The organism is Microbacterium sediminicola (genome assembly GCF_039531125.1).
GTDB lineage: Bacteria > Actinomycetota > Actinomycetes > Actinomycetales > Microbacteriaceae > Microbacterium > Microbacterium sediminicola.
Map to the genome: position 1 here is coordinate 1026242 of NZ_BAAAPL010000002.1, position 26841 is coordinate 1053082.

A 26841-nucleotide genomic window follows, 5' to 3' on the forward strand; every position below is an offset into this window, starting at 1 on the left:
ATGAAGGCCGTTCGCCGCACCGCCATCGTTGGTGGAGCTCTTGCCGCGACCCTCTCGCTCACCGCGTGCGGGCCCGCACCCTGGAACAACTGGGGATACGAGACGACGACTCCCTCGCCGACGTTCACCCAGCAGACAATCGCTCCTCCCGTCGAGAACGATCTGTCCAGCGGATCCACTCAGCGCGACCTGCAAGCGGGCGCCGTGGCGGCGACGGTCGACTACTGGTCGACCCTCTCGATGGACAAGTGGTCGGCGACCGCGATCAAGCCCGTGAGCCTCTCGCTCATCACGACCGTCACCCCCGACGACGGCCAGAAGGTCTACCTGCAGCGCGCGACGATGACCGCGATCCCGCAGAACGCCGACGGTGAGCTGACGGCGCTGGACCCGCAGGTGGATGCCTCGAGCGTCGCTCCGGGGTATTTGGTGCTCTCGCCCTACAGCTACTCGCAGACCTTCAATGTCGGTCCGGTGCCCTCCACCGCCACCTCTGTGCGTCTGCAGTTCACGTACGACTTCCTCGTGCAGACGACGCCGACCTCGAACGAGTACGCCAAGCAGACCGCCTCCGACACCCTCGTCGTCGCGATCGCGCAACAGTAGGCGGGCGTCGCGGCGTGAGTCGCTCAGGACCCGACGCGCTCCCAGCGGTCCCCGCCCTTGTCGCGCGCGACCTTCGCGGCATCCGCGGTCACCTGCATCAGGATGTCGAAGTCGAATCCTGATACCGCCGTGGTCGTCCAGCCGATGCTCGCCGAGGGCGTGATCGAGATCGGCGACGTGGGGTCGTGGCGGGCGATGCGGCGCAGGGACTGACGGACGAGATCGCGGACGACGCCCTCCGGACGGTTCACGAGCGCGATGATCGCGCCGTCGGGGGAGGTGGCGATATCCGCTCCCGCGGGGAAGATCTCACGCACCCGCCGCTCGATGTTGGCGACCAGACGGGTGAGCACGGATTGCCCGCCCGCCCGCAGGAGGTCTTCCGCGTCGTCGAGTGTGACCTGAAGGAGTGCCCAGCTCGTCTCATCGTGCGTTCGTGCCCGCTCCAGGCGCGAACGCACGACGGTCGCGAAGACCTCCCACCGATCTGTCGCGCGGCCGCTGCGGGTCGTGTGCGCCGAGGGTGTCACGAACGGAACGAGCGAGACCAGCAGGCTGGTCATGTAGATGAGCATGCCGACCGACGAGAACACGCGGACGGTCTCCAGCAGCTGCAGCGACGCGCCCGGAGCCGCGATGCCGGCGATGAACGCCAACACGCCGGACGCGGCGAACAGGCCGGACACGACGACCGCCGGCAGCAGGATCCGCTCCCCGCGCACGGTGCTGCGGTACCACTCCCAGATGAAGAGGGCGCCGAACACGGATCCCGCCAAGTAGGCGACACGGTAGGTGAACGCGTAGAACGCCGTCTCGTGGGTCAGCAGCAGCACTCCTGCCGCGCCGACGGAGATGATCGCGGCGATCCACGCGAGCGCGGGGACGCCACGCAACGCCCGGATGCCGGACCAGATGAGCACGGGCGCACCGAACATGATGCCGAGCGAGGTCAGGCGCAGCCACTCCATCTCGCTGACGACGGCGGCGATGTAGGCGAACGAGGCGAGCATCGTGCCGAGAAAGGCCAGGGACCAGTACAGCGTCGACGGTCGCGGACGCGCGATGAAGCCGAGCCCGATGATGAGAATCGTGCCGAGTGACGCGATCGCGGCATGGGGCAGACCCAGCTCGATCCCCGCGGTGAGGCTGTCGCCGCCGGTCAGGATGTCGCTGGCGGGGCTGTCATTCAGGCGGGCAAGGGTCGCAAGCACGTCCGCCGACATCGGCACGTTCATTCGAGAGCCTCCGCGCGGGGGAGCGTCACTGTCACCGTCGTCCCGTGTCCGATCTCGCTCGTGAGGTTCAGGGTGCCGCCGTGCGCGGTGACGATGTCGCGGGTGATACCGAGCCCGAGTCCTGTGCCCGAGGCCTGCTGCTGGGCGCGGGCGCTGCGGAACAGGGGGTCGAACACGTGACCCAGATCTTCCGAACCGATACCGATGCCGGTGTCGGCGATGGAGATGACGATCTCATCGATCTCGAGCCTCGCGCTCACCCGCACGATCCCGCCGCCGGGCGTGTACTTGATCGCGTTGCTCACCAGGTTGTCGAGCACCTGGCGGATCCGGAAAACGTCTCCGGTGACCGGCAGCGTCGCCGGAAGGTCGGCGCGCAGCGCCACACCGTGATCGCCGGCGATGGGAGTGAACGCGTCGAGGACGGCGTTGAGCACAGGAACGATGTCGAAGATGCGTCGGTCCTGCGTCGGTGTGAACCCCTGCTTCGAGTCCTTGAGCATCCCCGAGGTGATGTCGATCATCCGCTCGCCGGCTCCCTGGATGACCTCGAGGTGCTCCCGCACCTGCGCGGGATCGAGCGTGTCCCCCTCGCCGAGGTCGTCGATCTCTTCGAGCGCGAGATCGGTATGCCCGAGGATGATCGTCAACGGGTGTCGCAGCTCGTGGGAGGCCACGGCGGCGATCCGCTCCCGCTCGCGCTCGGCTTCTGTCGTCGCGGTGATGTCGTGGACGACGAGGACGGTCGACGCGTAGTCGGCGTTGAGTGAGGACAGGCGGATCGTCGACACCGACAGCGCGTGCCAGGTCTCCTGCACATCCAGCAGCCACACCCGCTCGTCGTCGAAGATCTCACCGCGCCGCGCCCGCGCAAAGGAGCGCTGATCGGCGGGGATCGGCTCTCCGCGCAGGGAAGAGAACTCGATGGCACTCGGGGCGTAGGACGAGTCCTGCGGATCGATGCCATAGAGGTGTGCGTAGGTGCTGTTGATCGTGAGCAGCGCACCGTCCTGCGAGAAGCGGAGGACGCCGACGTCGACCGCATCCAGCAGCTCGGCGGTGCGGCGTTCGGCGTTCTGGACACGCTCGAGAGTGGTCTCGAGGCGTCGCGTCTGACCGAGCAGCAGGCGGCGAAATGCGCGGGTCTGTCGCATGGTGAGGTGCGCGACGACTCCGAGGAAGGTCATGCCCAGGAGCCCGGCGAACAGCTCGACAGCCGTGGGGGCCGAGGTGGCCGTGGCCGAGAGCGAGGATTCGAGGACCAGGGAGGTTCCCATCGCGGCGACAGCCAGTGCCAGCGCCCAGGCCGAGAAGTGCAGCCCGATCCACATGATCGGGAACACCCAGAAAAACCCGAGAGAGAGGGATGTGGACGCCGACATCAGCCCGATCGCCGCGATGTCGGCGAAAGGCACGATGACCGGCGCCCATCGCGGCAGGAGCCCCCACGGGATGAAGAGGGTGGCCGCGGTGATCGCGACGATCGCAAAGACGCCGGCGATCATGAGACCCGAGGTGAACACCTCGGGAAGGTAGGCGAACGCCGTGATCGACACGACGATGACCGCCAAACCCAGCGACAGTTGCGTCAGCCAAATGGACCGCACCCGGGTGCCGGCCTCCGCGACACTGCGCAGGCTCGAGTCAGGGTTGGTCACGTTTCTCGGCTTCCCCTCGGTCACCATTCGGCAGATTCATGTACTTCGTATCGTAGACTTCGAGCGCGCTGAGCTTCGTTGTCCCCGGCCGAAGCCCACCGATCATCGCAGCAACTTGTGGTCGGCCCTCGGCGCGCACATGCCGCCCTAAGGAGTCCGTCCCCATGTCTCTTCGTCTTCCCGCGCGTCCCGCGCTCCGCCGTATCGCGGTGGGTGGTGCCATTATCGCGCTCGGCGCCTCGACGCTCACGGGTTGTCAGCAGATCATCGATGCATTCAACACCATCCCCGGCACGACCGCTGCATCGGCGACGGCAACGACCGATCCGCAGCCGGCGTCGACCGACGCGGTGATGGATTTCGATTCGCTGTTCTCGTATGACGGCTCTGTGACTCTGGTTTCGGATGTCGCCACAGATCTCGAGGTGCGCCTCGACGTCTGGGCGGCCGACCCCAAGCGTACGCGTGAATGGACGCCGGACAACGAGAAGGTGTTCGGGTTCGCGATCAACGTCTACGACCTGCGCGTGGACGAGAAGGCGGTGCTGACCGAGAAGCGTCGGGTCTACATCTCTTCGGTGGCGATCACCTCGCAGACCGCCCAGACCTCGGGCATGGTGTCACAGCCCTTCCAGTTCTCGGCGGACCCGCGCACCCTCGTTCCCACGGACACGCTGCGCTCAGACCGTGGCCTGCTGCTCAACAGCTACCAGGGCGGTCTGTACGTGCCGGAGATGTCGATTTTTGCGCTCCCCGCAGACACCTACGGGCTGACGCTGCAGTTCGCGTTCACCGTCTATGTCGAGGGAACGGCGAACGACGACACGAGCTTCGCCCAGCAGACCGTGTACGAGTACCTGCCGATCGCGATCTACAACTCACAAGGAAACCTCAACATCTCCTCAACGGCCACAACCTCCCCGTAACCTGGGGCCGGTACGTTCTTGAGGGAACCTTTGGTTGAAAGTGGGGGACTTTCGCCCGGTTCGTTGAGGCCCATCGTGTGTGATGGTCCACATGACGAACCACGGAGTTGAGAGGAGCACCACGATGACCCACTGGGAGAACCCCTACGGCACACCCGCCGCGTCACAACAGGGCGGCGTGCCCTCGTGGTACCCCGAAGAGATGCAACCGGGCGGGCAGGACTACCGTTCTGACGATTACGGGTACAGCGACAACTCCTACGGCTACGCGTCCGCCGGTCAACCCGGCACCGAGGTGGTGCGCCACTCGTCAGAGTTCGAGTCCGTGCTGGAGAACATCTCGGTGCACCGCTCGACGATCGGCTGCATCATCCCGTGCTACAACGAGGCGGAAACGATCGCCGGGGTTCTGGAGTCTCTGCTCCACCAGACCCGGGTTCCCGATGTGATCCACGTCATCGTCAACAACACCACCGACGCGACCGTCGACATCGCCTCGCAGTATGCGGGGCCCCACCAGATCGTCACCGACCTGGGCGAGCAGTTCACCGAGGTCTTCATCCACGACATCGGGAAGAACCCCGACAAGAAGGTCGGCGCGCTCAACTACGGCTACGCGCTAGTGGAGGGCTACGACTACCTGCTCGGCGTCGACGGAGACACGATGGCCGACTCGCGCGCCGTCGAGTACCTCGAGGCGGAAGCCGTCGGGGATTCCCGTATCGGCGGCATCTCGGCGATCTTCACGATCGATGACAAGCCCATCAAGGGTCTCGTCGGCAAGTTCCTCGTCGCCGGTCAGCGCACGCAGTTCGCGGCGTTCAACCTGCAGAACCTGCTGCGCGGCCGCAACATGGCGGTGCTCGGCGGCCAGTTCTCGATCTTCTCCACCGCGGCCCTGCGCGACGCGATGCGGGCGAACCACCAGGTCACGCCGTGGGTGAAGGACAGCGAGGTCGAGGACTCCCTTCTCTCTCTGCAGATCAAGAGCGCCGGCTACCTCACGAAGATCAGCCCGTACGCCCGCGCGAACGTCGGCGGCATGACCACGCTCAAGAGCTACGACGCCCAGCAGGTGAAGTGGACCTACGGCGCGATCGAGCTGATGTGGCCCGGTCAGCGCGGTGACACGAAGGGTCAGCCGTTCCACCCGAACCTGCGCCTGCGCTGGTTCGAGAACTTCGGAATGCTGACGAACCTCTTCGTTCGCGTCGCGTTCTTGACTCTGCTGGTCGCGTCGCTGTCGATCAACGCGTTCGTGTTCTCGTTCTGGTGGCTGATCCCGCCCCTGGTCGCGACGCTGCTGAACCTGCGCGTGGCGTTGACGATGAAAGAGGTGGATGCGCGGGACATCATGTTCGCGACGCTGATCTTCCCGGCCGAGATCTTCATGTGGATCCGCATCGGCCACTTCCTCCGGTCGTGGTCGTCGTTTCTGTCACGCAAGAAGGTCGACAACTGGGCGGCGCAAGCCAAGGCCGAACGTGGTGGCGGATTCTCGATCGGTCACTGGGTGCCGATGATTCTGCTCATCATCGTCGCGATCGGAATGGCGTTCATCTGGAACCTGCTCGACCCGGTGGTGCAGTCGTCGATCCTGTGGGTCGGCTGGCCGATCGTCGGCGTGGTGACGGTGGTTCAGACGGTGCTGATGGCGTTCAAGCTGTTCCGCCGCCAGTACGGCTACAAAGTCTGATGTAGCGGAGCGCGCACCGTACCCGGCGCGCGTCACGCCTGCGGCGCGACTTCGGACGTCATGCGGTATCCGACGCCGCGCACCGTCTCGATGTAGCGCGGGTTGTTCGGGTCGTCGCCGATCTTGCGGCGAAGGTTCGTCATGTGCGCTTCGATCGCACGCTTGTCCGCATCGCCGACGAAGTAGGACGTGACGTACGACTCGCCGCGTAGCACGAGCGTCAAGTCGGCCTTGCTGCGCACGCGACGCTTCGACTCCATCAGGGTCGCGAGCAGCTCGAACTCGGTGCGCGTCAGCTCCACATCCCGACTCCCGACGGCCACGAGGTGACTCTCGGGATCCAGGCGCAGGTCTCGGTGGACGAGAGTCGCCCGTCCGAACGAGGCTCCCTGGTTCTGCGGAGAACGCATGGCGACCGCAGAACCGGGGGCCGGTTCGCCGGCTCCAGGCGGATCGGCGCGGTATGCGGGTGCGGAACCCTGCGGCGGCGGCGTGTAGGCCTGTGGCGGGACGTAGACCGGGGGCTCGGCCGCAGGCGGCTGACCCGGCGCCGCAGCCGGCGGCTGAGTCGGAGCCGGGGTGGGTGGCTGCGGGGGAGCGACGGGCTGCGCCGGAGCAGGACCGACTGCCGCGCCTGCGCCGTCGATGACGGCGAAAGGCTGGGATGCCGCGGGCTCCGGCTGTGCGGGGGCGACCGGACGCGCGCCGGGAAAAGACGGACCGGAGGGCGCCTGGGCGGGAGCTTCGGCCGCCGGGGGAGTCGCCCGCGGGCGCCGCAGCAGCGCCTCGATACGGGCGCGCAACTCGCGGGGGCGGAAGGGCTTCACGATGTATTCATCCGCCCCGGCGCCCAGGCCCAGCACGACGTCGGCTTCGTCTTCGAGCCCGGTGAGCATGATGATGTAGGTGTCGCTCTGCGCACGGATGCGGCGCGCGGCCTCGAAGCCGTCGATGCCGGGCATGTTCACATCGAGCGTCGTGATCAGCGGCTGGTACGAGAGGACGGCACGCACACCGTCGATGCCGTTGCCGACCGACACGGTGGAGAACCCCGCCGCTTCCAACGTCTCCGACAGGATGTGGCGGATCTGGGGGTCGTCTTCGACGATGACGGCGGTCTTGGTGATGCCCGCGTCGCTCATCGCTGGCCCCCTTCCTCTGGTGCGAACGTCCTTTGATCGTACACAGCTGCCTACGGCAGCACGGTGCGGGTCAGTTCCACGGCTGCCTCCGGCCACCAGGCCCCGGCGGTAGGTCCGCCGTTGCAGGTGCCGTCGCTCTCGCCGGGCGGTTTGATCCAGAAGTTGGTGTCGACGACGTCATCGCCGTACGTGCCGCCCGGATCGCCGACGAGGCGTCCCGGCGGGTTGCACCACTCGCCGTTGGAGCCGGCACCGTTGCGCGAGGTGTCGATGACGGCGTGAAGCCCGCCGGTTGCCTCCGACAGCGCGTGGGCGTACTCGAACTCGTCGTAGGTCTGGTTGTAGTTGGAGACGTTGGTCGCGAACCCGCGAATGATGTCGTTCATGCCCAGCTGGTTGATGAGCTCGGCCATCTGCGAGGCCGCCAACCAGTCCGAGTGCCCACCGTCGACATAGAGCCAGGTGTTGGTCGACGCGAGGTTGGTGATCGCCATGCGCAGTTCGATCATGCGCGCGTCGGTGTTGCCGCACTCCGGCCCGAGCGCGAGGGCGTCGGGCTCCACGATCACGATCTTCATGACGTCGGGGGCACCCGCGAGGGCATCGCCAATCTGCTGCGTCCATTCGCTGTAGCCGGCCGGGTCGAGGCCTCCGGCAGACAGGCCCGCGCCGCAGTCTCGCTCGGGCAGTCCGTAGACGACCATCGCGACGGACAGCCCCTCCGCGCGCGCCTGGGCGATGAGACTCTCGGTGCGTGCCCCGACTTCTCCGAGGGGATCGATTTCGGGGGTGAGCCAGTACGCCGTGGGCTGCGCTGCGAGGTAGGCGGTCGCGGCGTAGTCATCCGTGCCCTCGGTGAGGCCGGGCAGTGCCAGCGCCGCCTTGGACTCCTCGGGCGCGACGATCACGGTCCCGACGGCGGGAGCCGTCGCGGTCACCTGGTGGGTCCAATCCACGACGAAGGCGCTCGCGGCCACCACGACCGTCACGACGAAGAACGCGCCGACCCCGACCATCGTGAACACGCCCCAGCGAGGAATGGCCCGCTCGGGGCGGGGAGGTCGGGAATGCACGTCCCGACTCTATCGCGACGCCGACCCGACCCCGGTGGCGGTGGAATTCACGGCAGAGGGATAGGTTCGAGGTGAGGCTCGGCGACTAACGTGGGAAGTGGAATGAAGGTCATCTCGTACAACCTGCGCAAGCACCGCGCCGCGACCGAGCTCACTGATCTGGTCGCGCGTCACGGGGTCGACGTGCTCTGCCTGCAAGAGGCGGACACGGCTGCGATCCCGGAGCGCATCGGGGGACTCGTCCTCGCCGATGCGACCCACCGCAACCGCCTGGGCCTCGCGCTCTACTACCGCGAGAACACCTACCGCGCGGTCGACGTGCGCGCGCTCGCGCTCAAGAAGTCGCTTCACGACATCGTGCTCAAGCCCGCCGAAGAACGACTGCTCGGTGTGCGCCTGCACGACATCGACTCCGGCCGCGACATCGTGGTCGCCTCGTTCCACGCGGCACCCCTCACCGCGCTGAACTCGCTCCGCCGCCACCAGATCCGCACGGCGTTGGCTGAGCTGGATGCCGTGGGTGAGGGCCTTCCCAAACTCATGGTCGGCGACTACAACTACCCCGTCTTCAAGGAGCGTCTGGGCCAGCACGTCCGTGCCCAGGGGTACGAGCTGAACCTGAGCGATTCGCGCACGTACACGCGCTACAAGTTCTTCCGCGGACACTACGATTTCGCGACCTCGGTGGGCTTCACGATCGACCGGGTGCGCACGCTCCCGCAGGGCCTCAGCGATCACCTGCCGATTTTGGTCACGGCAGAGCCGGAAGTGTCGGCGGCGTCCGTAGCGGTCGCCGGCTGAGGGCGCGAAAACCCGCGCGTCAGAGGATCGCGGCCGTGTAGTGCGCGAAGGCCGCGTACACCAGCACGCCGACACCGGCGGCCAGCAGAGCGACACCGACATAGAGCAGCCAGTTGCGCTTCGTGTTGGGGTCCTTCGGCTCAGGGCTCGTCACGTTCCCCGACACTAGCGAATCCGAGGCCGACACGCGGTGACGTTCGTGTTACGGCGTAGGACAGCCCGCGGCCGTCACCACCCCGGAGCCCCCGATCGTCGGGGTCATCTCGATCTCGAGGTGCGGAGTCTGCGTCAGGCGCACCTGCACCGTCGCGGTGGCGGAGTCACCGGGAGACAGATCGGTGTCCCAGGTGAGGACCGTGTACCCGTCGTGTGTGTTCGTCCCGAAACCGGGCGCTGTCCCGACCCCGCTGGTGGTCGACGATACGAGCTCCGACCCGGGCGGCAGGTAGAGGTATGCGACCGTCCGTGCCACACCGGGGGGGACTCCGTGGTTCCCGCCTCCGGTGATGTACTCGGGCAGGCTCGTCGCGGCGTCGTCGGGTGCGGTGTTCGTGAGGGTCACGGTCATCGTCGCCACCTGGTCGATGCCGAAGGGGCACCAGCCGACGGCGGCGTCCGCGGTGACGTAGTAGTCCATCTTCGAGCCGGTGCCGTCGTTGAGGTAGGCACCGAATCGGGTCGTTCGCGCGTCCGAGACCGGGAGTGCGCCCTGGATCGTCGAGCCGTCGAGCACGGCCTGCTCGTCCAGGTTTGCACTCCAGATGAACAGGCGCCGCTCACTGCCGGCCCGGGCGAGGGCGTCGATGAGCTTCGTGGGGTCGGCTGCGCCATCGGCGATCGCATCGAACACGGTGGCCGCGGTGATCGCGAAGAAGGCGTCCTGGTCGCGGGGCTCGGGGTAGCGCTCGTAGACCTCGTTCAGCAGCAGCGTCACGGCGTTCTCAGCCGTGAGCTGCTCGCCGGTGGGGAGGGTGATCGGACCGGTCGCCTCGAGCAGGTACGACAGCGTCACGGGGTCGAGCGCCAGCACGCCGTCCACGGTCGTCCCGGTCTCGAGTCGCCACATCTCCTGCGCGAGAGGCCCGTCGATCGTGTAATCGGGGATCTGCGTGACGTTCTGGATGTAGAGCCCCGGCTTGTCGACGTAGATCGAGAGGATCTCGTCTGAGAGCGGGAGGACAGGTTCGGGATAACGCGTGAAGTCGCTCGAGGAGCCTTGGCCGACGAGGTCGATGGTGCCGGCATCGGTGTGGATCATCGCCATCGCGCCGATGATGCCGCCCAGCGATCGCCACTCGGCGTTGTTCTGGAACATCACCAGGTAGTCCCGCGGGCCGTCGACACCGAGGAAGGCGGGCATGAGCTGGGATGTGCGCAGCAGCGCGTCGGCGGCGGTGTAGCCGGTGGCGAGCAGGTCGCTCACCTCGTTCACCGGTGCGGCGATCGCGCCGATCAGCTGTGAGGTGTCGATCGCCTCGACGGATGCCTGGGCGGCGGCCAGGCTGTCGGTCGCGATCTGCGCGACCCCCTTGAGGGAGGCGATCGCCTCGACGTCGAAAGCGCCACCGCTCGGCCGCAGGGTGTCGAGCGAGAAGCCGGTGGCCGCGTCGGTGAGGGGGACGAGTGCATCCTGCACGACGTCGTCGACGGCGGCGATCGTGGTGGCTGTCGCCTCGAGTTGCGGACCGAGCCAGGGGAGGGCTTCGTAGGCACGCCAGATCGGGTCGGAGGTGAGCTCTCGTGCGGCAGAGGTGTCGGCGATGAGGTCGGGGGTGATCGTCGCCATCGCGGTCGGGTCGCTCAGCGCGTCGGTGATGGTCGCCGCAGTCGCCTTCGCCTCAGTCACATGCTCAGCCGCCTGCGCTCCGCGCACACCGATCCACGCGAGCCCCGCGACGCCGATCAGGAGGAACGCGCCCAGCGTCGATCCCACGACGATGCCGATCACGCGCGCCCGGCGCCGATCCTGACGCTTGCGCTCGCGGCGGGCAGTTCGTGCGGCCCGGCCGGCTTCCTTCGCGATGTCGTCGTCAGAGGGTGTTTCGTCAGTGCCGGGAGCAGAGACGGCCACGCTCGTCGCGTCATTGGCGCGTCGTCGTGACGCGCGCGATACGACGTAGCCGTCCGTGACGTCCTCGCCGACGGCGTCGTCGCCCGCGGCGTCGTGCTGCTCGTCCTGCATGTGCTGTGGTGCCCTTCTCCGCACACGAGCCTAAATGCTGTCGCTGAGGGTTCTCCGTCATGCGAGCGAAACGACCACACCCTATGGTGGTCGCGGATCGAGGGGATCTCCGATGGTGACGGCGAACGCATTGACCCAGCGTGTCTGGGTCGATCTTGCGGCGACCCCGGATGACCCCGAGGCGCACACCGTCGGCTGGATGGATGTCGTCACCGTCGCCGAGCGTGCGGTCGCCGTGACCTTCCACTACGACGAGTCCTACCTCGACCGCCCCGGTGCCTTCGCCGTGTCGACCGAGCTGCCCCTCACCGATGCGCCGATCACGGTCGGTTCGATGCCCGGCTCCTTCGTCGATGCGAGCGCCGACTCCTGGTGTCAGAAGCTCATCCGCCGCCAGCTGCGGGCACAGGGCACCTGGGAGATGAACGCCGTCGACGCGCTGCTCGGTGTGTCCGATGACTCACGCTACGGCGCGCTCCGCTTCCGTGATCGGGACGGCTATGCTGCGGTCTCGCCCGCGCCCGGTGTGGTCAGTGCGCCGATCTCCCTCGACATGCGCGATCTACGCAGGGCAGCCAAGCGCGTCGAACGCGGGGTGATCGACGCGGATGCCGCCATCGAAGACCTGCTCGACGCCGGCACGGCGCTGTGGGGCGGCGCTCGTCCGAAGGCGTTCGTTCGACGCAAAGGACACGCGACGATCGCGAAGTTCTCGGCTCCGGATGACGAACACGATGCGATCCGGTGGGAGATGGTGTCGCTCGCCCTGGCGCGGCGCGCGGGAATCCCCACGGCGCGTGTGCGGCGCGCGACGATCGGTGAGCGCGCGGTGCTGCTGGCAGAGCGCTTCGACCGTGTCGGGCGTACCGAGGGTGCGGGGGCGCACGAGCTGCGCGTGCCGTTCGTGTCGTTGCGCACGATCATCGGCGAGGGACACGACTACCTCGACGTCGCGGAGGTCGTGCGAAAGTACGGCGGCTCACACGCCCGCGACCACTTGCGTGAGCTGTGGCGTCGGGTGGCTTTCCTCGTCGCGGTGCACTGCGTCGATGACCACAGCCGCAACGGCGGGTTCCTGCGGCGCGGCGGCGAATGGCACCTGTGTCCGATGTACGACGTCGAGCCCGACCCGCATCCCGAGCGTCAGCGCTCCACGTCGATCATGGGTGTCACCGATCCCGAGGGTGCGCCCGCCGCGCTCGTCGCGCTCGCCGCAGAGTTCGGCCTCAAGAAGTCGTCCTGGCGCCTGGCCCTCCGCCAGGTGCTCGAGGCCGTGGATGCCTGGCCTGACGTGGCTGCAAAGGTCGGCCTCGAGGGCCCCGACGCAGAAGAGTATGGCGCCGCAGTAACCCTGCAGCGCCCCGCCCTCGCCGCGCTCCTCGGCTGACCCCTCACCCTCACCCGAGTTGCACATCCCTCACCCGAGTTGCACATCCCAGCGCCGAGTTGCACGTCCCAGCGCCGAGTTGCACATCCCTCACCCGAGTTGCGCGTCCCCGAGCCGAGTTGCACCTCGCCCCGCGCGCCCTATCGCTCGGTCAGCGGCGCGACAATCGCGCTCAGCAGCCCGGCCGGCTCCCTCACCAATCGATAGCGGGCTGTCCCGGCATCGAAGTCCTGAGCGGGATCCCCATATGCGAGCACGAGCACACCCGATTGCCGGTCCCGCACATGCACCGCGAAGTCATCGAGCGCAGCGGCCGAGCTGTCCGCGGAGGTGCTGAAGACAACCGCGGTGTACTCCTGCGCGGACAGGTACGCCATCGCCGCCTCGGCGTGGATGGTCTTCGTCACCGCGATGCCGAGGGTGTTCAGCACGATCGTCTCTGAAATCGTCGTGTCGGGATCATCGTCGACCCACAGCACGCGGCCCGGACGCAGCATCGCGGGAAGTTGCGGCACGATCGCCTTCCCGAGCCCTCGTGCGGCGTTCGCCTCCTGCAGGTGGATGGCGACCTCCTCGCGCGCGTCGAGTCCGACCACGAGCCGCACCGTCGCGGCGCGTCCGAGTGCGATACGGGGGCGCGCCGTGCGGATGCCCCAGACCACCAGCCCGATCAGTGCCGTGGCCACGATCACACCGACAAGGCCGATCACAAGGGCGAGGAAAGCCATATCGCTGGACATGCTGCACAGTATGCCGTGACGGGCGCAGATCGTCGCAATACGCTGGAGGCACAACGCCGCGAAGGAGCTTTCGATGTCTGAGAACGCCACCCCCGAGAGCACGCCGACCCCCGACCCGATCGTGGTGGGAGTGACGAACCGCCCGGTCTCGCATCGCGCGATCGCGTGGGCCGCCGCCCGGGCGCAGTCCACCGGCGTGCCGCTCGAGCTGATCTCCGTCGTCGGCGGTGCGGTCGGCGCGGTCGGGGAGGACGAGGTGCTGCGCCGCGCGCTCGACGCAGAAGCCGCCTTCATCGCCGGCAGGTCCGATGCCCTGGCCGACGTGGGGGTGCGCGTGACCTCCCGCGTCACCCACGGCAACCCCACCAAAGAGCTCGTGGATGCCTCGGCCCACGCCTCGCTGCTGGTGATCGGCAGTGATCACACCGGTTCCCATGACCGCCGCCGTGGCCCGCACGGTACCCGCATCGTCGCCGGCGCCCACTGTCCGGTCGTCGTCGTCCCCGACATGGATGTCACGGGGCGGACGGGCATCGTCGTCGGCGTCGACGGGTCGGAGGTCTCCGAGTTGGCGCTTCGATTCGCCGCGGCCGAAGCCGCCCGCGCGGGCGAGTCGCTCACGGTGGTGTCGGCCTGGATGCCTGTCACCTACACGGGGGACATGAATCCGTACCCCGACATCTACCTCACCGACCTGCAGTCGACGACCGAGGCGTTCGCCGAGTCGATGGTCGACGAGATCCGCGGTGACTACCCCGACCTCGAGATCAGGATCCACGTCGACGAGGGCGACCCCGCTTCGGTGATCAACGAGGTGGCCGCCACGGCGCGCCTTACGGTGGTCGGCTCGCACGGCCGGACCGGCCTCGCGCGGTTCCTCCTGGGATCGGTCAGCACTCAGGTGCTCGACCACCTCACGACGGTCACGGCTGCGGTCAGGTAGCGCCGACCGTCAGCTCAGGCCCGCGCTCTCGCGTACGAGCGCGAGCCGCTCGCCGATCTCCCGTGTGCGTTCGGTGCCCAGTCCGGCCTCGCGAGCGAAGTCCGGCCACGCGCGAACAACACGGTCGACGTCGGCGATCACCTCGCGGATGCCGGGGACGGCGAACCTGTCTGCCAGGTGCGCGAGATCATCGACGGTGATGTCGTCGAACACCCCGCCGACGCCCATCAGATGCTGTCGCGTCCATACGCTGTCGGCCCGGTAGGCGAAGGTGAGGTCGTACGCGGGGGAGAGCCGCCACGGTGATGACTCCCCGCGCAGGAACGACACATTCTTGACGTGGTCGTCGTTGTTCGACGCGAGCACGTTGAACACCACGCGTCGGAACGCCTGTTCCCGCATCTGAGCGGTCGCGATCTCGAGATCACCCAGGGTGGTGAACAGGCTCGCGTAGTCGTTCGTCTCGAGCGCGTTGAAGTCGAGCCCTGCGACCGCACCGAGCGTCTGCATGTGGAGCCGGACCTCTGCGCCGGTGCGACCGGGCGAGGCTTCCCGGTCGAAGCGTCGGGTCATGAAGTGTGCCCGGCCACCCTCTTCCAGCAGCAGGCATTCGCTCATCTCGATGCCCGCAGCTCGCGCCATGAGGGAATACGCGTACTCGGTGCGGCCGTACTCCTGGCCGCTGCCGAGGTGGTGGTCCTCGCCGAGCCCATCGAACTTGAGGATCCACTGTTCGAACCCGGGTGGAGTCGGCAGATTCCCCGCACGCATTTCGCCGGTGGCCCGATTCCACGCGAGCACGGCTTTGGCGCGGGCGCCGCCGGCAGATGTCCCGACGGCGACGAGCTGATCGAGAGCGCTCGTGCGTGTGTCGCTGGTGTCGAGGTCGCCGCGTACGGCAGTGCGGGCGGTCTCCACGAGTGTGCGCAGCTCGACGGTCGTGGGCTGCTCGGTGGGGCCGGTGTCGGGCTCGAAGCTGAGTGCGCCCATCGCGCGCTCACCGACGTACGCGAGCCGATCCAGCGCGGTGACATCGGCGGCGCTGACCCCCTCGCGGGCGAGGCGTGCGGTGATGAGCTGATTGCCGAATCGATCGGGTGCGGCATCGGCGATCATCGGGGGGAGCCCGTGGAAGCTCTCTCGTGAGAGTCCGGGGAAGTGGAAGACCCGTGAGCTGCGCGGACCCGTGGGGCTCGGCATCGGCATCAGCACCGGAGCAAGAGAAACGCCGGAGCGCAGCCACGAAGGCTCGTACTCGAACGCGTACGTGCCCCGCCGTCCGGAGGGTGCCAGGGCGCCGATCGGCCGCCCCCAGGCGAACACTCGCAGGGCGCCCACGTGCCGGAAGGCCATCAGGAATCCTCGACGGCGCGTCGCCGTGACGCGCGCTGTGGTTCGCTGTGCCCCTCGCTGGCGCGCAGGATCTCGAGAGGGCTCAAATGTGCAGGCGGTTCGAGGGATTCCAGCCAGTCGGTGCGGTCGAGGGCGCGGATGACACGCACGAGGGTCCGCAGCGAGGATCCCGTTCCCGCCTCGAGGGCGCGCAGTGCGCTGTGGCTGACGTTGGCCGTGCGTGCGAGCGTCTTTTGGTCGATGTCGGCCGACAGGCGGGCGCGACGCACCTGGCGACCGAGTTCGGCCTCCCATTCCTCCGTGCTCATCGACGCAGAAGACATGACTTAATTACAACACTTAAACTCAGAAGAGGCAATAAGTGTTGCTAAGTCAACACTTGAGATCCGAGGTGCTAGCGTCCCAGCATCTGCGTGACGACGGTGCGCAGTCCGACCGTTTCGGTCACGATCTCGTCGTGGGGGAGCGCTGCGGCCTCCTGCAGGGAGTACTCCCGGTCGTCGTCGTAGGCGATCGTCGGGATGCCGCGGTGGCGCTGCTGCACGGTCTGCACGAACTCTGCGGCGGTCATTCCCTCGGGGCCGCCTCGCCACGCGGTGACAACCAGTACGTACGCCTCCGCGGCGAGGTACTCGAGCGCCGCGTCGTAATGGTTGGCGACCGTGACGGTCAGGCCGACCTTGTGGAGGGCGACCAGGTCCGCCACGTGCGCATCGGGGTTCTCGTCCACCCACAGCACCCGTCCGAGCCGGTACACGGTCGTCTGCGGCGGGGGCTGGGTGCGCACGAGTCGTGGTCCCTGCGTCGGCACGGCGCCGGTGGCGAGCTGGTGCGATGCGAGGTCGCCGGGAGGGCCGACGGCGCGTGAGTAGGTGGCCGGCTCCGGTACGGACGGCTCCTCATTCTGGCGTCCCTGGAACACCGCCCATCCGATGACCAGCGCCAGAATGGCGACGATGACGAAGCCTACCCCCAGCGTGATGAGGGAGGTGATGTCCATGGCGAACCTCCTTGTTCGCCCACTGACCGTGTGGAGCGCTCAGTCGGTGGGCGAGATGTCGGTAGTGCTCTCTGTGTTTTCGGGAAGCGACTCTTCGGGTGAGTCGGAGGGGGTCTGGTCGGATGCCGTCGCGGCAACGTCGCTCGACATCGGTCCGTCGGGGCGGATGAGCTCGCGCACCTCGGCCATGAAGCTCGTGAGCTGCTGCTGCTGCCAGCGCAGCTGGCGGGTGCGGTCTTCGGCGTCGCGCAGCACGGTGTTGGTGTGGGCGGTGACCGACTCGACGATCTTCTGGGCCTTCGCCTGAGCGCGGCTCATGGTCTCGCGGGCGCGCAGCTGCGCGTCGGCGTCGATCTGGCCTGCCTGGGCGCGGATGAGCTTCTCGTAGTCCTCCGCCTTGGCCGAGATGCGCTGGGCGTGCTCGAGGGATGCCGCGACCTGTTCGTTCGCGTCGTTCGTGATGCGCTCCGCGTGGGCGACGGCCTGGTTGTGGAGGGCGAGGAACTCCTGCTGCGCGTCGTCTTGGCGACGGGTCAGGGATTCTTCGAACTCGAGCACGCGCGCGTTCATCTCGCGCACGTCGCGCTCGGCATCCGCGCGCTGCTGCGTCGTCTCGCGTGTGACCATCGCGCGAAGGGCGGCGGCGCCCTTCTCGGCCTCGGTGCGGATCGTCGCCGCTTCCTGCTCGGCCTGGGTGACCTTCTCGGTCGCGTGTGCCGACTCGCGCTGAATGCGCGCCTCGTGCGCGGTGTACTCGGTCTCGATCCGCAGCCGCGCCTGGTCGGCGTCGCTCTCGGCTTCGGAGATGATACGGGCGCGGTCCATGTCGAGTTGCGTGCGCGCCGCGGCGATCTCGTCGCGGGATGCCTCGAGCAGCCGCTCGGCTTGCACCGCCGCGTTCTGGATGAGCTGGCTCGCCTGCTCCTCGGCGACGCGCAGCACCGCCTCGAACTGCTGGCGGGTCGATCCTTCGCCGTCGGCGTCCGGGGTGCCCTCGAGGATGTCGCCCGACAGCGCGGTGATGCGCTCCTCGGCGTCGCTGAGCTTCGCCTGAGTCGTGGTGAGATCGGCCCGCAGCTGCTCGAGCTCGGTCGCGCCGTCGGCGCGGGCCGCGGATGCCGCATCCTCGGCCTCGGCGCGTGCGGCCGCGAGGGCATTCTCGTGCTCGCTCTGGATGCGTTCCCGTTCGGCGGCCTGCTCGGCCTTCACCGCCTGCAGGTCGAGCGTCGCTCGCTGCAGGTTGGCGTTGAGGGTCGCGAGTGCCATGTCGACTTCACCACGGTCGTATCCGCGGAATCCGACCGTGAACGGGTGCGCCCCATGTTCGGACGCGGCGGGCTGCTCGGTCTGTCCCTGCATCAGGGCGTCGAACGGGTCGGCGTTCTGGTTGTCACTCACAAGGCCGAATTCTACGGGTCTGCGCTGACGACTTCGTATGCAAAGTCGTAGCTACTCCCCAGAGGGTCTGCCTCAGTGCGCTTCGTGAGCGCCGACTCGTCGTGCGCGACCACTACTGCACGGCCGAAGACCCCGCCCAGAGGTTGATTCCCATCTCGGTCGCGTGCTCGTCGATCTCGGACAGCTCCGCCTCGGTCAGCGGCGCGGCCTGTAGTGCGTCGAGGTTCGTCGTCAGCTGCGCGACGCTGGATGCTCCGACCAGTGCGGATGTCACGCGGGAGTCCCGCAGCACCCACGAGAGTGCGAGCTGCGCAAGGCTCTGCCCGCGACCGGCGGCGATCTCGTCGAGTGCCCGGAGCCGCGCCCGCACACTGTCATCGAGCGGCGTCGACGACATCGACCCTGGCCGCGACGCGCGCGACCCCTCGGGTACCTCCGTCAGATAGCGGTCCGTCAGCAGCCCTTGTGCGAGCGGCGAGAACGCGATGCACCCCACACCGAGCTCATCGAGCGTGCCGAGCAGATCCGTCTCGATCCAGCGGTTGACCATCGAGTACGAGGGCTGGTGAATCAGCAGCGGTGTGCCGAGATCGGCGAGGATCGCCGCCGCCCGGCGAGTGCGCTCGGGAGAGTACGACGAGATGCCCGCATACAGTGCCCGGCCCGAGGTGACGGCGGTGTGCAGGGCCCCCATCGTCTCTTCGAGGGGCGTCTCGGGGTCGGCGCGGTGCGAGTAGAAGATGTCGACATAGTCGACGCCCATGCGCTCCAGCGACTGGTCGAGCGAGGCGAGCATGTGCTTGCGCGACCCCCACTCGCCGTACGGGCCCGCCCACATGTCGTAGCCGGCCTTGGTCGAGATGACGATCTCATCGCGGTGGCGGGCGAGGTCCTTCTTCAAGATCTCCCCGAACCCTTCCTCGGCGCTGCCGTAGGGCGGGCCGTAGTTGTTCGCGAGGTCGAAGTGCGTGACGCCCCGATCGAACGCGTGGCGCACGATTGCGCGCTGCGTCTCGAGCACACCCGTGCCGCCGAAGTTCTGCCAGAGCCCCAGCGAGATCTCAGGCAGCTTCAGGCCGCTCCGTCCCGTGCGCCGATATCGCGCGTTGTCGTAGCGGGACTTCGGGGCGACATAGGGCTGGGGGAAGTCGGGAACGTATGCCATCGGATGCCTCAGTTCTGGTGCTGTGAAGAGTTTCGGCGGTTGTGTCGGGCGCCGGGGTGATCGGATGCCAACCGCGGCGACCCGGTCAGCCGCTCACGGAACGTCTCGCCCGCACCGGCACCCGCGGGAGCTACCGCCCCACGTGCGCGCAGTGCGGGCACAACCTTGTCGACGAAGTCACGATACGACCCGGGACTGACGAACGGCGTGTAGTTGAATCCGTCAACCCCGGTCTGTTCGACCAGCTCGATCATCTGCTGCGCGATGTCCTCGCCCGACCCGCGCAGGATGAATTCCCGCATCCCGCGCTTGGCGAACTCGTCGAACGCCTCCGCTGCGGTGCGGCCGTTGAACCGCGCAAGCTGGGTGCGGCTCTGCTCGGTGCTGAGAGTCGAGACGTCGAGGTCGGGATCAAGGGAGGCCAGGTCGATGCCGGTCATCTGCGCGAAGTACACGCGGGCGGCGTCGACGTTCACGTACGACATGTAGTCATCGAGTCGTCGCTGTGCATCGTCGCGGTCCGTGCCGACGATCGCGGACAGTCCCACCACGGCCTTCACCGACTGCGGGTCGCGGCCGGCGGCCGCCACGAGCTCGCGCAGCTTCGTCACCTGAGCGGCGACCGACGCCGCGTCCCGTCCCTGCAGGAATACGACCTCGGCATTACGCGCCGCGAACTCCATGCCCGCGCTCGAAGCCCCGGCTTGGAAGATCACGGGCGTGCGCTGGGGTGACGGCTCGGAGTTGAAGTAGCCGTCCATCTGGAAGTACGTGCCGCGGTGGTGAACCTTGTGCACCTTCCACGCGTCGGCGTAGACGCGCGCTTGCTTGTCGGCGCGCACCGCGTCGTCTTCCCACGAGCCCTCCAGCAGCTGGTAGCTCAGCTGCAGGTACTCCTCGGCGATCGCGTAGCGCTCGTCGTGTGGCACGAGGCGCTCGCTCCCGAATAGCTCCTTCACGACCGTCGCGGTGGTGGTGACGACATTCCACGCGATCCGCCCCTGGGTCAGGTGGTCGAGCGTCGCGAACCGTCGCGCGTTCGCGTACGGCGCTTCGTACGTCGTGGATGTCGTCACCGCAAAGTTCAACCGCGACGTCGCCGCGGCCAGGGCCGGGATGACGAGCATCGGATCGTTCTTGGGGATCTCGGCCCCCTGCTCGAACGCGACGTCGGGGGTCTCGCCGTCCATGTGGGGGTATCCGTACGAGTCGGCGAAGAACAGGAAGTCAAACCCGCCCTCGTCGAGGATCTTCGCAACCTCGAGCCAGTACGACAGCTCGGTGTAGCGGGAGGTGTGCTGGTCGGGGTGGGCCCACAGGCCCTGGCTGGTGAGGTTGACGCCGTTGATCTCGAAGGCGCCGAGCAGGATGTTCTTGGTCGGGGTGGTTGGGCTGGTCATGAAAGTCTCCGTTCGCGAGGGGGTGGATGCGGTCAGAGACCGATCACCCCGGTGCGGCGGTGAACCACGCGGCAAGCGACACCTCGTACTCCGAGCGGGTGCGCTCGCTCATCCCCGGCACCAACAGCCCGGTGCGGGAGATCGCGGCGAGGGTCGCGTCGTCCATGCCCCAGACGTCCCGCGCGATGCGGTACTGGTCGAGCACGGAGTTGCCGAACCACAGCGAGTCGTCAGCATTGAGCGTCACGCGAACGCCCGCCGCCACGAGCGCTCGTGCTTCGTGCTGTTCCAGCGATGAGCTGACCCCGAGTCGCACGTTCGAGACGGGGCACACGTCGAGCACGATGTGCTCATCTGCCAACCTAGACACCAGCTCGGAGTCGAGCACGGCCATGACGCCGTGCGAAATGCGGGTGGCGCCCAGGTCGTTCAGCGCCTCGCGGATGCTGTCGGGCCCGCCGGTCTGACCCGCGTGCGAGACGATCTGCAGTCCCGCGTCGCGGCCGATGTCGGCGACGGTCGCGAACCGCTTGAGGCCCGCGGGCTCGACGAAGCCGGCGGTGCCGAGGGCGGTCACCCCGTGACCGGCGAAGGATGCCGCCACTCTCGCCAGCTGCGCGGCGAGCTCCTCGTCCTGGTCGGTGTTGACGGTGAGGTTCGCGCCCACCTCGATCCCCGCTTCGACAGCGGCTTCTTGCAGTGCGTCGATGATCACGCCGGTGACCTGCTCCAGCGAGCCCAGACGCGGTGCGTACAGCTGCGGTTCGATCGCGGGCTCCAGGTATCGCACCCCGAGCGCGGCATCCGCGAGCACCAACGCCCGGCACAGCGCCCTCAGATCGTCCAGGTCGCGGACGAGCGCAGGTACCGTGCCGTAGGCGTCGAAGAAGTCCCACACGGTCGCGAACGACTCGGGCACTTCGAAGCCCGCATCGTGCCGCGCGGCGAGCTGCTGCACGGCGTCGAGGGGATAACACCCGTCCAAGTGTGCATGCACATGCACCTTCGGCAGCTCGAGGAGGGAGCGCGAAACCTTCACCCCGCTCACGATCGCCACCTCCGCACGAGCGCGGTCTCGGTCCGCTCGGCGCCGATGTACACGATGATCGACACGACGATCGCGACCACGACGGCTGCCCACGAACCTGCAGTGTCAAGCACGACCCGCTTCTCGCTGAGGAGACGCCCGAGGCCGCCTTGGCCCATGAGCCACTCCGCGCTGATCGCGATGAGAATCGCGTTCGCCGCCGCCAGGCGCAGCGCGAGCGCAAGTGATGGTACGGATGCCGGAAGCGCGAGATACGCGAGCCGGCGGAACCGCCCCGTGCGGTACACGGTGAACAGGTCGTTGCTGCCGGCCGGCCGAGTCTGCAGCCCCGAGAGAGCGAGCACGTAGATGGGGAAGAACGCCATCAGCACGCACGAGACGAACACGGTGGCCACGCCGTACCCGAAGAAGCTCCCGACGATCGGGATGAACACGACGATCGGCACGGTGGGGATCAGCAGCGCCAGCGGCGAGAGCAGTGCCGCGAGCCACTGCGCGAGCGAGACGATGATCGCCAGCAGGATGCCGAGCAGGGCGCCGGTGGCGACACCCCCGAGCGCGAGTCCGACGGTCACCGCCGCCGCGACCAGATACTCGCCCGGGTCGGTGAACAGGGCGACGGCGACGTCTCCCGGCGGGGGAGCGACGATGAGCGGCACGTCGGCCAGGACGATCCACAGCTGCCACGCCACGACGAGCGCGGCGGGGATGGCGATGCTCGTGATGATGCTCGCGGCACGCCCCAGGTGCGGTACCTCGGCTGAGGTGTCGCCGGTGCGTCCGAATCTCGCCGACGCGAACCGCTCCAGCAGCCCTGCGAGCGAGTAGGCGACAAGCGACATCAGCACAGCGATGAGGGCCGCCGCCCACAGCTGCGGGTACTGGATGTTGCGCATCGACGAGACCATGACGACGCCCAGGCCCCGATCGGCACCAAACCACTCGCCGAGGAGCGCGCCGAGCATGGCGGCGGGAACGGCCAGGCGCAGCGCGTCGGCGAGGGTAGGGACGGAGGCGGGCAGGTCAAGGTGCAAGAACCGCTTCCATCGCGAGGTGCGGAACACCCGTAGCAGGTCGCGGCTCCCTTCGGATGCGGCACGGAACCCCGCGGTCGCGGTGATGACGGTCGAGAACAAGACCGATAGGGCGGCAAAGATCTCGGGGATGTACTCTCGGCCGTCGAGGCTCATGAGGACGGGACCGATCGCGACGATCGGGATGGCGTTGATGAGTACGGCGCTGCGGACGACCGTGCGGCTGGTGCGCGGCCACCACGCGGTCAGGGCCGCGAGAACGAGGCCGATCGCCAGACCGACGAGGCCGCCGACGAGGGCTCGCGCGCCGGTCGCGGTGGCGGCCCGCCACAGGATCTCGCCGCGCTCGCCGAAGACCGCGAGCACCTCGGTGAGGCTCGGGAGCGTCCGGCCGAGGGTCTGGGTGGCGCCGAGGATCTGCCAGGCGACCAGCAGGATGGTGACGCCCAGCACACCCAGCAGCGCGCGGGAGGTACGAGAACTGGTCATGCGTCGTGGTCGAGGGCAGCGGTGAGTTCTGCCGACAGGCGCAGGAACTCGGGATCGATAAGCACGTCCTTTGTGCGGTGTCGAGGGAACGGGACGTCGAGCTCCTGCTTGACCTTGCCCGGGCGTCCGGTCATGACCACGACACGGTCGGCGAGGAACAGGGCTTCTTCGACGGAGTGGGTCACCAGCAGCGTCGTGGAGCGTTCGGCGTCGAGGATGCGGGCGAGCTCGACGTTCAGACGGTGGCGGGTGACCGCGTCCAGGGCGCCGAACGGCTCATCGAGCAGGAGCACCCGGGGCGAGAGAACGAGGGAACGCGCGATCGACACCCGCTGGCGCATCCCGCCGGAGAGCTGGCCGGGACGGGCATCCGCGAACGAGGACAGGCCGACGAGTTCGATGAGCGCGTCGACGCGGGCGCGGTCCACGGCGGTGCCGGTCGCCTTGTAGGGGAGCGCGATGTTCTTGCGCACCGAGAGCCAGGGAAGCAGGGCGTTGTCCTGGAAGGCGACGCCGAGCTTGCCCGCGCCGCCGAGGGTGGCCGGGGTGTCGGAGTCGACCGTGACCGCTCCGGCATCGGGAACGTCGAGCCCCGCGGCCATGCGCAGGGCGGTGGACTTTCCGCAGCCGGAGGGGCCGAGGATCGCGACGAACTCGCCGCCGGACACCTGCAGCGTGAAGTCGTCGAGGGCCGTGACCGTCCCCGTGCGGGTGCGGAAGGTCTTGCGGATGTCGGTCAGGCTGATCTCAGCGGGTATGGTCGCTGTTGCTGTCGCGGGGGTCGTCATGGTGCGGGCCTCTCGAAGAGGGGGTGCGGGGTGCGCGTCGTGGGAGCTGACGCGCACCCCGCGAGGTGGTGCTTTTCGGGTACTGCGCGGGGGTGCGGTTAGTTCGCCGTGACGATCGTCGCGTCGAAGGCGGTATCGACGTCCGGCAGGTCGGTGCGGCCCGAGGCTGTCAGTGTGTCGTAGATCGAGCCCGAGATGCGGTCGAGGTCGATGGCGAACAGGCCGTTGGCGTCGGTGTAGTCGCTCTGAATGAACGGGATCGCGGCGTCGAACGCGGCGAGCTCGGATGCCTCGTCCAGGCCCAGGTCTGCGCCGTACTCGCTGAGGGTCAGCGAGATCGCCGCCTCGGGGTCGGCGATCGCCGCGTCCCAGCCGGCCTGCGAGGCGGTCATGAAGCCGGCGACGGCCTCGGGGTTGGCGTCGAGGAACTCACGCGTGGTGACGATGAGTCCCGCGTAGTCGTCGTAGCCGAGGTCGGCGAACGAGACGGTGTTGACGTCGGTGCCCTCGAGCTCGTAGCTGACCGGCTGGCTGGTCAGGTAGGCGTAGTAGGCGTCGATCTGGTCTTCGAACAGCGGGGCGGCATCCCAGCCGACGCGCACGTCCTCCCAGTTGGGCTCGAGGCCGTTCACGGTGAAGAGGGTGTCGATGTCGGCGGAGCCGGCCTCGTCGGTTCCGATGCGTAGGCCCTCAAGGTCGTCGATGCTCGAGATCGTCAGGTCGGGGAGGGTCATCAGGCCGGCGGGCGAGGTCTGGTACAGCGCGCCCACGACGACGAGATCGGCGCCGGTCGCGACGGCGTCGGCGAAGCGGGCCATGTTCGAGACGATGCCCATGTCGGCACCGCCACCGGCGATGACGGCGGCGGTGGATGCCACATCGCCACCGTCGAGGAAGTCGACCGAGAGGTTCTCGTCGGCGTAGTACCCGTCGGCGTCGGCGACGAAGAACCCGGCGAACTGGTTGTTCTTCACCCAGTCGAGCTGGAAGGTGATGTCGGTGACGGCGGCGGTGGTCTCGTCGGGGGTGCTGTCGCCGGAGGACGAGCAGCCGGCGGCGGTGAGGATGAGGGCGGGCACCGCGAGGGCGGCCGCGAGACGGGTGCTGCGGAGCGTCATGGGGGACTCCTGGAAGTGGGGTGCTGAGGGATAGGTGCAGTGAAATGTAGGCAGGTGTCGAGAGAAGTCGCCAATAGCCCCCGTCACTGATGTCATAAGCTGGATGAATAACCGCGGATCTGCGGGGAGATCGTGTTACGGACAGGTAGCAGGGCGCGTGATGATTTACGAGATCGAAATGCACGGGGCGAGCGTGCCGTGATCGAGCTCGAGCAGTTGCGCCGCTTCGTCACTGTGCTCGATACGCGGTCGTTCACGGTCGCGGCCGCGCAGTTGCGGATGTCTCAACCCGCCCTCAGTCAGAGCATCGCCCGCCTGGAGCGGGATCTGGACTCTGTCCTCATCCATCGCAACAAGCAGCGGCCCGGGGTCGGGGTCGTTCCCACCGTCGCAGGGGCGTCGCTCCATGCCGATGCGGTCGAGGTGCTCGCGGCGGCAGGCCGCCTCGAGGCGCGTGCTCGTCGCGTCAGTGGCGGGGGTGATCGCGTGGCGGTGGTCGTTGGATTCTCGCCCGGTACTCCGCGCCGACTGGTCTCCGCTGCGCTTGCCTCCACCCCCCACACTTCGTCCTCATCTGCTGACTCTTCTGCCTCGGCACAGGCTGCGCCGCCCGCAGTGCTGGCTCCCGCAGCCGTCGTTGACGTCTCGGCCACGCAGCTCGTGTGGGGTCACGAACACGAGGCGCTCATCGACGGCGTGGCAGACCTGATCATCCATCAGTACCCCCAGGGTTCAGTGATTGCAGGCTGTGAGACGTTTGGCCTCGTGCGTGTTCCCCGGGTCGCGCTGCTCCCGATCGATCACGCCCTCGCGAACAAACGGTCAGTCACCCTCGACGACCTCGACGGCGAACCGATTCTCGATCCGGGTCTCGAAGATGCCCCCGCCGGCTATCGCGAACTCTGGCTCGCGCTCCCTCGCCCCGTGGATGCTCCGCTCGGCCCCATCGTCGGCCCCGCGAATCGCACGGTCGAGGAGATGTACGCCTTCGTCGCGGCCCACCGGGGCATGGCCATCACCTCGCAGAGCGTCGCCGAGGAATACGCCCGCCAGGACGTCGTCGCCCGTGTGATCGAAGACCTCGACCCCCTCGAGGTCGGTGTGGTCGTTCGCGCTGACGATCTCCGTCCCGCCGTTCGTGCGGTTGTCGCTGGTCTGGTGGGCGCGGCTTCCGCGTAGCTATGCGGGAACAATGACCGGCAGCCCCGCCCGCCGAGTGGCGATGGCAAGCTCGTGATCATAGGTGACGGCGTCGAGCACCGTCCCGACGGCATCAGCGTCCCCGCACGTCTTCCACGTTCTCCCGCGTCGTCCGCTCCGAGGTGGTGCGCACAATCGTTGCGAGGCTCGCAGTCGATAAGCGTGCCGGACGCGCGCCCCCGAGCGAGACGAGCGTGTCGGCAGCTCGGCGTGACAGAGTGTCCCCCGTCGGAGTTGATCGTCGTCAGAACGGCGCGGGTGGATCATCGTCGACCGATCTGAAATGCACCGTCGGCACCGGTGGTCGATCCGAATACACATCCCCGAGTGGGGACGTCCATTCGAGTATTCCGTCGTGGAGTTGTTTCACTTTCCATGACGTGAATTGCTTCATCGAGTGATGTCGTTGACACAAGTGACTCAAATTCGAGACAGTCGTTTTCCCGCCGAGGGCGTGGT

At 67.8% G+C, this 26841-nt stretch carries 24 protein-coding genes and 1 pseudogene; 7 read left to right on the forward strand and 18 right to left on the reverse strand.

Going from position 1 to position 26841, the window contains the following annotated elements; all coding sequences use genetic code 11:
* Positions 1–606, forward strand: coding sequence for a hypothetical protein (locus tag ABD206_RS13460; RefSeq protein ID WP_344073456.1), 606 nt, complete (start codon positions 1–3; stop codon positions 604–606).
* A gap of 23 nt (positions 607–629) precedes the next feature.
* Here the strand turns inward: ABD206_RS13460 and ABD206_RS13465 are convergent, their stop codons facing one another.
* Together ABD206_RS13465 and ABD206_RS13470 are read right to left on the reverse strand one after the other, a co-directional pair.
* On the reverse strand, positions 630–1841 hold the full coding sequence (locus tag ABD206_RS13465; RefSeq protein WP_344073458.1) for a hypothetical protein: 1212 nt from the start codon (positions 1839–1841) through the stop codon (positions 630–632).
* A complete protein-coding gene (locus ABD206_RS13470) occupies positions 1838–3499 on the reverse strand; it encodes a sensor histidine kinase (protein ID WP_344073460.1) in 1662 nt (553 codons plus the stop codon). Before ABD206_RS13470 ends, ABD206_RS13465 begins: the two co-directional genes overlap by 4 nt.
* A gap of 164 nt (positions 3500–3663) precedes the next feature.
* Between ABD206_RS13470 and ABD206_RS13475 the strand changes: the two genes are divergently transcribed.
* Positions 3664–4425 carry a fructose 1,6-bisphosphatase gene (locus ABD206_RS13475; protein WP_344073462.1) on the forward strand — a complete coding sequence of 254 codons (762 nt, stop codon included), beginning with the start codon at positions 3664–3666 and terminating at the stop codon, positions 4423–4425.
* A 124-nt stretch (positions 4426–4549) separates the two neighbouring features.
* Positions 4550–6121 (forward strand): glycosyltransferase family 2 protein, encoded by a 1572-nt coding sequence (locus ABD206_RS13480; protein WP_344073464.1) that lies wholly within the window; start codon positions 4550–4552, stop codon positions 6119–6121.
* A 32-nt stretch (positions 6122–6153) separates the two neighbouring features.
* Here the strand turns inward: ABD206_RS13480 and ABD206_RS13485 are convergent, their stop codons facing one another.
* Together ABD206_RS13485 and ABD206_RS13490 are read right to left on the reverse strand one after the other, a co-directional pair.
* Positions 6154–7263, reverse strand: coding sequence for a response regulator transcription factor (locus ABD206_RS13485; RefSeq protein ID WP_344073466.1), 1110 nt, complete (start codon positions 7261–7263; stop codon positions 6154–6156).
* A 50-nt stretch (positions 7264–7313) separates the two neighbouring features.
* A complete protein-coding gene (locus ABD206_RS13490; RefSeq protein ID WP_344073468.1) occupies positions 7314–8336 on the reverse strand; it encodes a glycoside hydrolase family 6 protein in 1023 nt (340 codons plus the stop codon).
* 102 nt (positions 8337–8438) lie between these two features.
* Between ABD206_RS13490 and ABD206_RS13495 the strand changes: the two genes are divergently transcribed.
* A complete protein-coding gene (locus ABD206_RS13495; RefSeq protein WP_344073470.1) occupies positions 8439–9137 on the forward strand; it encodes an endonuclease/exonuclease/phosphatase family protein in 699 nt (232 codons plus the stop codon).
* Positions 9138–9156: 19 nt separating this feature from the next.
* Here the strand turns inward: ABD206_RS13495 and ABD206_RS13500 are convergent, their stop codons facing one another.
* Together ABD206_RS13500 and ABD206_RS13505 are read right to left on the reverse strand one after the other, a co-directional pair.
* Positions 9157–9291: a hypothetical protein gene (locus tag ABD206_RS13500; protein WP_344073473.1), complete on the reverse strand. Its 135-nt coding sequence runs from the start codon at positions 9289–9291 to the stop codon at positions 9157–9159.
* Between the two features lie 48 nt (positions 9292–9339).
* On the reverse strand, positions 9340–11319 hold the full coding sequence (locus ABD206_RS13505) for a DUF4012 domain-containing protein (RefSeq protein WP_344073475.1): 1980 nt from the start codon (positions 11317–11319) through the stop codon (positions 9340–9342).
* 112 nt (positions 11320–11431) lie between these two features.
* Here ABD206_RS13505 and ABD206_RS13510 point away from each other — a divergent pair, with 112 nt between their 5' ends.
* Positions 11432–12706, forward strand: a complete 1275-nt coding sequence (locus ABD206_RS13510) for a type II toxin-antitoxin system HipA family toxin (protein ID WP_344073478.1) — start codon at positions 11432–11434, stop codon at positions 12704–12706.
* A gap of 140 nt (positions 12707–12846) precedes the next feature.
* Here the strand turns inward: ABD206_RS13510 and ABD206_RS13515 are convergent, their stop codons facing one another.
* Positions 12847–13446 (reverse strand): hypothetical protein, encoded by a 600-nt coding sequence (locus ABD206_RS13515; protein ID WP_344073480.1) that lies wholly within the window; start codon positions 13444–13446, stop codon positions 12847–12849.
* Positions 13447–13519: 73 nt separating this feature from the next.
* Here ABD206_RS13515 and ABD206_RS13520 point away from each other — a divergent pair, with 73 nt between their 5' ends.
* Positions 13520–14389, forward strand: coding sequence for a universal stress protein (locus ABD206_RS13520; protein ID WP_344073482.1), 870 nt, complete (start codon positions 13520–13522; stop codon positions 14387–14389).
* Between the two features lie 9 nt (positions 14390–14398).
* On the opposite strand, the gene ABD206_RS13525 is transcribed toward ABD206_RS13520, so the two are convergent.
* From ABD206_RS13525 to ABD206_RS13570, 10 genes are all read right to left on the reverse strand, one after another.
* Entirely contained in the window at positions 14399–15742 is a 1344-nt protein-coding gene (locus ABD206_RS13525; RefSeq protein WP_344073484.1) for a type II toxin-antitoxin system HipA family toxin, read from the reverse strand.
* Positions 15742–16050, reverse strand: coding sequence for a helix-turn-helix transcriptional regulator (locus ABD206_RS13530; protein WP_344073486.1), 309 nt, complete (start codon positions 16048–16050; stop codon positions 15742–15744). The genes ABD206_RS13525 and ABD206_RS13530 overlap by 1 nt, the downstream gene beginning before the upstream one ends.
* A gap of 86 nt (positions 16051–16136) precedes the next feature.
* Positions 16137–16742, reverse strand: a complete 606-nt coding sequence (locus ABD206_RS13535) for a hypothetical protein (protein ID WP_344073488.1) — start codon at positions 16740–16742, stop codon at positions 16137–16139.
* A 39-nt stretch (positions 16743–16781) separates the two neighbouring features.
* On the reverse strand, positions 16782–18140 hold the full coding sequence (locus tag ABD206_RS13540; protein WP_344073490.1) for a coiled-coil domain-containing protein: 1359 nt from the start codon (positions 18138–18140) through the stop codon (positions 16782–16784).
* Between the two features lie 112 nt (positions 18141–18252).
* Complete coding sequence (mgrA, locus tag ABD206_RS13545) at positions 18253–19305, reverse strand: L-glyceraldehyde 3-phosphate reductase (RefSeq protein WP_344073492.1); 1053 nt, start codon at positions 19303–19305, stop codon at positions 18253–18255.
* An 8-nt stretch (positions 19306–19313) separates the two neighbouring features.
* The gene (locus ABD206_RS13550) at positions 19314–20705 is read right to left on the reverse strand and encodes an NtaA/DmoA family FMN-dependent monooxygenase (RefSeq protein WP_344073494.1); all 1392 of its coding nucleotides are present in this window, start codon (positions 20703–20705) and stop codon (positions 19314–19316) included.
* 43 nt (positions 20706–20748) lie between these two features.
* Positions 20749–21753 carry an adenosine deaminase family protein gene (locus ABD206_RS13555; RefSeq protein ID WP_344073496.1) on the reverse strand — a complete coding sequence of 335 codons (1005 nt, stop codon included), beginning with the start codon at positions 21751–21753 and terminating at the stop codon, positions 20749–20751.
* The gene (locus ABD206_RS13560; RefSeq protein ID WP_344073498.1) at positions 21750–23276 is read right to left on the reverse strand and encodes an ABC transporter permease; all 1527 of its coding nucleotides are present in this window, start codon (positions 23274–23276) and stop codon (positions 21750–21752) included. Before ABD206_RS13560 ends, ABD206_RS13555 begins: the two co-directional genes overlap by 4 nt.
* Complete coding sequence (locus tag ABD206_RS13565) at positions 23273–24064, reverse strand: ABC transporter ATP-binding protein (RefSeq protein WP_344073500.1); 792 nt, start codon at positions 24062–24064, stop codon at positions 23273–23275. The genes ABD206_RS13560 and ABD206_RS13565 overlap by 4 nt, the downstream gene beginning before the upstream one ends.
* A gap of 98 nt (positions 24065–24162) precedes the next feature.
* Entirely contained in the window at positions 24163–25182 is a 1020-nt protein-coding gene (locus tag ABD206_RS13570) for an ABC transporter substrate-binding protein (protein ID WP_344073502.1), read from the reverse strand.
* Between the two features lie 198 nt (positions 25183–25380).
* Here ABD206_RS13570 and ABD206_RS13575 point away from each other — a divergent pair, with 198 nt between their 5' ends.
* Complete coding sequence (locus tag ABD206_RS13575) at positions 25381–26361, forward strand: LysR family transcriptional regulator (protein ID WP_344073504.1); 981 nt, start codon at positions 25381–25383, stop codon at positions 26359–26361.
* Positions 26362–26626: 265 nt separating this feature from the next.
* Here ABD206_RS13575 and ABD206_RS13580 read toward each other — a convergent pair.
* Positions 26627–26841 (reverse strand): annotated as a pseudogene (locus tag ABD206_RS13580) (HNH endonuclease); the annotation flags it as partial.